The 6,907-nt window shown below is 67.7% G+C and carries 8 protein-coding genes; 7 read left to right on the top strand and 1 reads right to left on the bottom strand.

The annotated features are described in order from the left end of the window. From rlmB to BN13_RS15235, 4 genes are all read left to right on the top strand, one after another. Positions 1 to 764, top strand: a 764-nt coding sequence (rlmB, locus tag BN13_RS15220; RefSeq protein ID WP_084733803.1) for a 23S rRNA (guanosine(2251)-2'-O)-methyltransferase RlmB, incomplete at its 5' end; no start/stop codon positions are given. Between the two features lie 92 nt (positions 765 to 856). After that, entirely contained in the window at positions 857 to 1,621 is a 765-nt protein-coding gene (locus BN13_RS15225) for an RDD family protein (RefSeq protein ID WP_084733804.1), read from the top strand. Between the two features lie 20 nt (positions 1,622 to 1,641). After that, positions 1,642 to 1,938, top strand: a complete 297-nt coding sequence (locus BN13_RS15230) for a DUF2752 domain-containing protein (RefSeq protein WP_048548066.1) — start codon at positions 1,642 to 1,644, stop codon at positions 1,936 to 1,938. A gap of 161 nt (positions 1,939 to 2,099) precedes the next feature. Further along, the gene (locus tag BN13_RS15235) at positions 2,100 to 2,651 is read left to right on the top strand and encodes a hypothetical protein (RefSeq protein ID WP_157038628.1); all 552 of its coding nucleotides are present in this window, start codon (positions 2,100 to 2,102) and stop codon (positions 2,649 to 2,651) included. A gap of 18 nt (positions 2,652 to 2,669) precedes the next feature. On the opposite strand, the gene BN13_RS15240 is transcribed toward BN13_RS15235, so the two are convergent. Continuing rightward, positions 2,670 to 3,686 carry a LacI family DNA-binding transcriptional regulator gene (locus BN13_RS15240; RefSeq protein WP_048548068.1) on the bottom strand — a complete coding sequence of 339 codons (1,017 nt, stop codon included), beginning with the start codon at positions 3,684 to 3,686 and terminating at the stop codon, positions 2,670 to 2,672. A gap of 191 nt (positions 3,687 to 3,877) precedes the next feature. Between BN13_RS15240 and BN13_RS15245 the strand changes: the two genes are divergently transcribed. From BN13_RS15245 to BN13_RS15255, 3 genes are read left to right on the top strand one after another with little or no spacing between them, the layout of a single operon-like run. Then, a complete protein-coding gene (locus tag BN13_RS15245) occupies positions 3,878 to 4,981 on the top strand; it encodes a substrate-binding domain-containing protein (RefSeq protein ID WP_053079821.1) in 1,104 nt (367 codons plus the stop codon). An 8-nt stretch (positions 4,982 to 4,989) separates the two neighbouring features. Beyond that, on the top strand, positions 4,990 to 6,009 hold the full coding sequence (locus tag BN13_RS15250) for an ABC transporter permease (protein WP_048548069.1): 1,020 nt from the start codon (positions 4,990 to 4,992) through the stop codon (positions 6,007 to 6,009). Next, positions 6,009 to 6,848 carry an ATP-binding cassette domain-containing protein gene (locus BN13_RS15255; protein ID WP_084733805.1) on the top strand — a complete coding sequence of 280 codons (840 nt, stop codon included), beginning with the start codon at positions 6,009 to 6,011 and terminating at the stop codon, positions 6,846 to 6,848. The genes BN13_RS15250 and BN13_RS15255 overlap by 1 nt, the downstream gene beginning before the upstream one ends. Positions 6,849 to 6,907 lie beyond the last annotated feature (59 nt).

Genomic DNA, 6,907 nt, shown 5'->3' on the forward strand with positions numbered 1-6,907 from the left:
GCTCCCGGCCCGCGCCGCGGCGCACCAAGGCCTCCAGCGAGATGGTGGCCGGACGCAATTCGGTCGTCGAAGCGCTCCGGTCCGCGGTCCCCGCGGCGACCCTCTACGTCGCGAGCCGGATCGACGCCGACGACCGCGTTCGGGAGGCGATCAAGCTCGCCGGGGAACGCGGCATACCCATGCTGGAAACCCCTCGGGGAGAACTCGATCGGCTCACCGACGGTGCCGTGCACCAGGGCCTCGCGATGCAAGTCCCGCCCTACGCGTATGCGCATCCGAACGATCTGATCGATCCGGAAGCACCCGGCATACCTCTGATCGTGGCGCTCGACGGCATCACCGACCCCCGCAATCTCGGGGCGATCGTGCGGTCCGTGGCGGCGTTCGGCGGACACGGGGTTGTCGTGCCGGCGCGCCGATCGGTGGGGATGACGGCCTCGGCCTGGAAGACGTCGGCGGGAGCCGCGGCGCGCATCCCGGTCGCCCAAGCGACGAACCTGACCCGGGCGCTGGAGGACTACCGCAAGGCGGGCTTCTTCGTGGTCGGCCTCGACATGGAGGGCGATGTCGACCTCCCCGACCTCGACCTCGCCCGCGAGCCGCTGGTGGTCGTCGTCGGGTCGGAGGGCAAGGGCCTGTCGCGGCTGGTCCGCGAGACCTGCGATCAAATCGTCTCGATCCCGATGTCGAGCGCGGTCGAATCCCTCAACGCCGGCCTCGCCGCGGGCGTCACGCTTTATGAGATCGCCCGACGACGACGCTGAATATCGGCAATTACCGGCCGTCGGGGTGCCTCGCCTCTTAGGCTCCGAGTAGCGCTCCCCGTGGGCGACCCGTCAGGAAAGTGAAAGCAGCGATGTCCAACTCAGATCCGACCTCACCCGACTACGGGTCGGGCCAGCCCAAGTACCCGCCGCCGCCCCCGCCGTCCGGACCTGCCTTCCCGCCGCCGCCGGCGACCGGTGCCCCGTCCTACCCGAGGCCGCCGGCGGATACGCCCGCCTTCCCCGGCTCCGGCGCGCCGACCCCGCCGTCCTACGGCACCCCGCCGCCCAGCCCGTATGGTGCGCCCGCCCCGAGCCCCTATGGCACGGCCATGCCCGGTGCCGGCGGGGACAACCCCTACGTCGTCTCGGGTGGCCCGACGGGCCTGCCCGGCGGAGGCGCACCCCCGTCGATGGGATCGCGACTGCTGGCCCGGATCATCGACGGTGTCCTGCTGGCAGTGGTGTTCTTCGTGCTCTCCCTGGCCGGCCTCGGCGGACTCTCCGCGACCACGGGCAGTGACGGCCAGCCGAGCGGCTTCGCCACCGGCGCGTTCCTGACCACAATGTTCGTCTTCGTCATCCTCAGCCTCGCCTATGAGGTCGTGCTCATCGCGCTGCGCGGTGCGACCGTGGGCAAGCAGTTGATGGGGCTGAAGGTCGTCCAGGTCGACAATGGTGCCCTGCCCGGATGGGGCCCCTCGATCATCCGCTGGGCCCTGCCCAACGTGCTGAGCATGATCTGCGGGATCCTGTCGCTGGTGGTCTACCTGTCGCCGTTCTGGGCGGACCCGACGGGTCGCCTGCGCGGCTACCACGACCAGCTCGCCAAGACTGTCGTCATCTCGGCTCGCTGACGTCCCGTTAGGCGAGGGCCATGATCCCCTGTCCGTTCTACGCACTCACCGGGTGGTACTGCCCGTTGTGCGGTGGACAGCGGCTGGCCCTCGCCTTGAGCCACGGCGACCTGGGGCGCGCCTGGGCCGAGAACCCCCTGGTCATGGTCGCCTTGGGCGGCGTGGCCGTGCTTTTGTTGCTGCGCCTGACCCGGGTGTATGCCGTTCCGGTCACCCTTATCCGTCGCCCGGCGGTCCTGTGGGGGATCGCCGTGGTGATGCTGGCCTTCGGGGTCGCCCGCAATCTCCCGGGGCTGAGCATGTTGGGTCCCGTCTGACTGCTCCCTCCCACTTCCAAACTTGAGCACGCCTTACGTTCTTGAGCACGCGCTGCAGCGCGTGCTCAAGAACGTAAGGCGTGCTCAAGTTTGGCGGCGGGGCGCCGCGTGTGACGATGGGGGCCACCGCCCGGCTATCGCCTCCCGAAGGAGCCCAACGCGTGCCTACTCGCGAACCCGACCCCGCGGCATACGGTCGAATGCCGGCGCCGCCGCCCCGGTCGGGGAAAGCCGCGCCTGTCGTGGTCCCGGTCCGACCCCGCTCGATGGACTTCGCGGTGCGCACCATGCAGGCCGGGGCGGTGCTCTCGGTCGTCTCGATCATCGCCGGGTTGCTGACTCGGGACTCCATCCGCGCGCGCGTCACCGAACAGATTCGGCGAACCACGCCCACGGCCTCCACCGCCGAGATCGACCAAGCGGTCGTCGTCGGTCTGGTGGGGATGGCGATTTGGGGCCTGTTCATCGCGATGCTCTGGCTCACGATGTCGTGGGCCAATGGTCGCGGAGCCGGGTGGGCCCGGATCATGGCGACGGTTCTCTTCGTGATCGGCGCCTTCCTGGCGTATGGCAGTTATACGCAGGCGGCGCCGGCGCTCACCAAGGCGATCGAGGCATTGTCGGTGGCCATCGGCGCCGCGACGATGTACCTGTTGTATCGGCCGGAATCGAGTGACTACTACCGCAAGATGAAAGCGATCCCGCCGGCCTAAGCATGCCGGTCAGCTTGATCAGGCTGAGGGCTCGGGCGGTGAGATCTCGGAGGGTGGGATCTCGCCGGATCCGCGCATGATCAGTTGGGGAGAGAGCAGGTCGTGGCGCGGCGGTGATTGGTCACCGCTCAGGCGTGCCAGCAGGCGCTCGCCGACCGCCGCGCCAAGCTGGGCGACGTCTTGACGGATGACGCTGAGCCCGAGCACATCCGACATCGGGAAGTCGTCGAAGCCCACGACCGCCACGCTGTCGCGCTCCCCGCGCTGAGTCAGGGCTCGGATGACGCCCTTGGAGATCGTGTTGCGCCCCGAAAAGATCGCGGTCGGCGGATCGGGGAGTTCGCGGAGCGCGTTCACGGCCGCACCCGCCAATTCCTCGCTGCCGACGCCCGAGCGCACGAGATCGCCCGGCACCTCGACACCGTGAGCGGCAAAGGCGTCTCGAGCGCCCGCACGGCGATCCCGCGCGGTAGCGATCGTCTCGGTGTCCGTGAGGACGGCGATGCGGCGGTGACCGTGGGCGAGGAGGTGGGCCACGGCCATACGTCCCCCGAGTCTGTGATCGATCGCCACCGAGTCGGTGTCGATGCCGCGCGGGGCGCGGTCCGCGAAGACGATCGGGAAGTTGCGGCGGATCTCGGGGGCGAGATAGTCCTGGCGCGCGCTCGCCGGCACCAGCACGAGACCGTCGACGCGGCGGGAGATGAGGTTCTCGACGATGTATTGCTCCCGGGCCGTCGTCTCATCCAGGCTCGCCGCGAGCAGCAGCATCTGATGGGGACGCATCGCGTCCTCGAGGGCACGGAGCAGCGACGCGGAAAAGCTGTTGGCGACGTCCTGCACCAGGACACCGATCACTCCGGTGCGCGCCGCATTGCGGCGCAGGTTGCTCGCCGCGAGGTTGTGTCGGTAGTCGAGGCGCGCGGCGGCCGCTGACACGCGGTCGCGCACCTCGGGCTTGACCCCCGGCTCGCCGTTGACCACCCGCGAGACGGTCTTGACGCTCACGCCGGAGGCATCGGCGACATCGCGCATCGTCGCACGAGCCGCGCCTCCGTCGGCCCCTCGCGATGACAACGTTGTCGGACTCACGTAACAATTTCTAACTCATGTGTTGACGTCGGCGCAATAGACACGATAGAAAACCCCTGACAACGTTGTCACCGAGGGCACTGGAGCTTTCGGAACCCAGCGCCGGAGGGCGCTCGACAGGGAGGAAACCCCCCATGCAGTTCGTTCGTTCGTCCGCTGCGGCTCGTCGGATCGTCGCAGCCTCTGGGGCATGTGCCCTCGCCCTCTCGTTGGCCGCCTGTGGCGGCGACAGCGGCAGTGGCGATGCCGCCTCCGGTGGCTCCGGTGGCGGCAAGAAGATCGGCGTCACGCTGATCACCAAGGACTCCACGAACCCCTTCTTCGTCGCGATGCAAAAGGGCGCGCAGGCCGACGCCGGCAAGAACAACGTCGAGCTGACCATCGCCTCCGGCAAGCAAGAGGGTGACGACCAGGGCCAGATCGACGCCATCGAGCAGGCCATCGCCCGCGGCGACAAGGGCATCCTGATCACCCCGATGTCCGACGGCGTCAACGCTGCCATCAAGAAGGCTCGCGACGCCGGTCTGTACGTGATCGCCCTCGACACCCCTCCGGACCCGGCCGACACCGTCGACATCACCTTCGCCACTGACAACCGCGAGGCCGGAAAGCTCATCGGCCAGTGGGCGGCTGGCACGCTCAAGGGTGAGAAGGCCACCATCGCCCTCCTCGACCTCTTCAACGACAAGATCGTCTCCGTCGACTACAACCGTGACCAGGGCTTCCTCGAGGGCATGGGCATTGACGTCGCCGACGGCAAGAAGAATGGCGACGAGGCCCCGACCGGCAAGTACTCCGGCGGCGACTACGAAATCGTCTGCAACGAGCCGAGCAACGGCGCCGAGGACGGCGGCCGCACGGCGATGGAGAAGTGCCTCGCCAAGAACAGCAATATCAATGTCGTCTACACGATCAATGAGCCCGCAGCCGTCGGCGCCAATGCCGCTCTCCAGGCCGAGGGCAAGAAGGCCCTCATCGTCTCGGTCGACGGTGGCTGCGCCGGCGTCGGCTCGGTCAAGAGTGGTGTCATCGGCGCCACCTCCCAGCAGTACCCGCTGAAGATGGCCACTCTCGGCATGGAGGCCATCGCCAAGATCGCCAACGGCGGCGCCAAGCCGGCCGTCTCCGAGGGCCTCGACTTCTTCAACACGGGCGTCGCGCTGGTCACGGACAAGCCGGTGGACGGCGTCAGCAGCATCACCGCTGACGAGGGCGCCAAGATCTGCTGGGGCAACTGAGGTCAGGTATGACGACCTCCACCTCCGACGCTGCCAGCCGGTTCTCCGGCCGGCAACAGTCCCCGCTCCAACGATTGCAGGGGCTGCTGCACAGCTACCCGTGGGTTAGCCCACTGGTCATCTTGATCGTCTCGTTCATCGTCTTCACGATCCTCAACCCGCGCTTTGCGACTGCCGGGTCGATGGGCCTGCTCTTCCAGCAGACCGCCATCGTGGCGGCGCTCGCGATCGGCCAGACGCTCGTCATCCTCACGGCCGGCATCGACCTGTCTGTCGGCGCCATCATGGTCTTGTCGATGATGGTCATGGCGGCCCTCGCCAAGGACGGCGGTATGCCGGGCCCGCTGGCCATGCTGATCGGTCTCGCGCTCGCCACGGGCGCCGGCCTGCTCAACGGTCTGCTCGTCACTCGGATCAACCTGCCGCCCTTCATCGTCACCCTGGGCACGCTCTCGATCTTCACGGCCATCGCGCTGCTCTACTCGGGCGGCTCGAGCATCCAAGCGAGCCACCTGCCGGACTTCCTCAACGCCCTCGGCAATGGCTTCTCGATCGGCGGCCTGCGCCTGACCTGGGGCGTCCTGCTGGTGATCGTGATGTATGCCGTGGTCGGCTTCATCCTGAGCCAGACGGCCTGGGGTCGTTATGTGTATGCCGTGGGTGACGACCCCGAGTCGGCTCGCCTTTCCGGTGTGCCGTCCAAGCGGGTCCTGCTGCAGGTCTACACCGTCGCCGGCCTGCTCTATGGCCTGGCAGCCTGGGCGCTCATCGGACGCTCCGGTGCGGCAACGCCGAATGCCTACCCGCAGGCGAACCTCGACAGCATCACCGCGGTCGTCATCGGCGGCACCAGCCTCTTCGGTGGCCGTGGCCGGCTGGTCGGCACCTTGATCGGGGCGCTGATCGTCCAGTCGTTCGCCTTCGGGCTCTCCCTCGCCGGCGTCAACCAGCAATACCGCGTCCTCGCGACCGGCATCCTGGTCATCGTCGCCGTCGGTATCGACCAGTGGATCCGGAAGGTGAAGTGATGGCCCCGAGCAAACTGCCACTGGCGGTGGATCACATCCCCTCGGAGAAGCGACACGTTTATGACGCCGAGCCGATCCTGTCCGGCCGCGACCTGCGCATCCAGTGGGGTCACGTTGTCGGTCTGGACGGGGTGAATCTCGACCTGTACAAGGGTGAGGTTCTCGCGGTCATCGGTGACAACGGTGCCGGCAAGTCCACGCTGATCAAGTGCCTCACCGGCGCCTACCAGCCGACCGCCGGTCAGATCTATCTCGATGGCAAGGAGGTCGATTTCAAGCGTCCGCAGGACGCCCGCGAGGCTGGCATCGAGACGGTCTATCAGCAGTTGGCGGTCATCCCCGCCCTCGACATCGCGAGCAATCTCTATCTCGCTCGCGAGGAGCGTCGGCCCGGCCCGCTCGGCTCCGTGCTGCGCATGCTCGACAAGAAGGGCATGGCGAAGCGGGCCGGTGACTCGGTGCGTGAACTCGGCATCCAGACGATTCAAAACATGAATCTGGCCGTCGAGAACCTCTCCGGTGGTCAGCGCCAGGCAGTCGCCGTGGCCCGAGCCGCCGCATTCGGGTCCAAGGTGGTCGTCCTCGACGAGCCGACTGCGGCCCTGGGTGTCAAGGAGTCCGGGATGGTGCTGGACATGATCAAACAACTCCGCGACAACGGTCTCGGCGTCATCTTGATCAGCCACAACATGCCGCACGTGTGGGAGGCGGCCGACCGCATCCACATCCAGCGACTCGGCGGATGCGCCGGCGTCATCACTCCCGCGTCGCACGACATGGGTGAAGGCGTCGCCATCATGACCGGGGCGAAGAAGCTCACGCAGGACACCCCCGCCTAGGGGATGATCCCGCCCACATCAAGTTCGATCGCCGCGGGCGGGCTGCCAGCAGGCAGCCC

The organism is Nostocoides jenkinsii Ben 74, from assembly GCF_001046875.1.
Lineage (GTDB): Bacteria > Actinomycetota > Actinomycetes > Actinomycetales > Dermatophilaceae > Nostocoides_A > Nostocoides_A jenkinsii.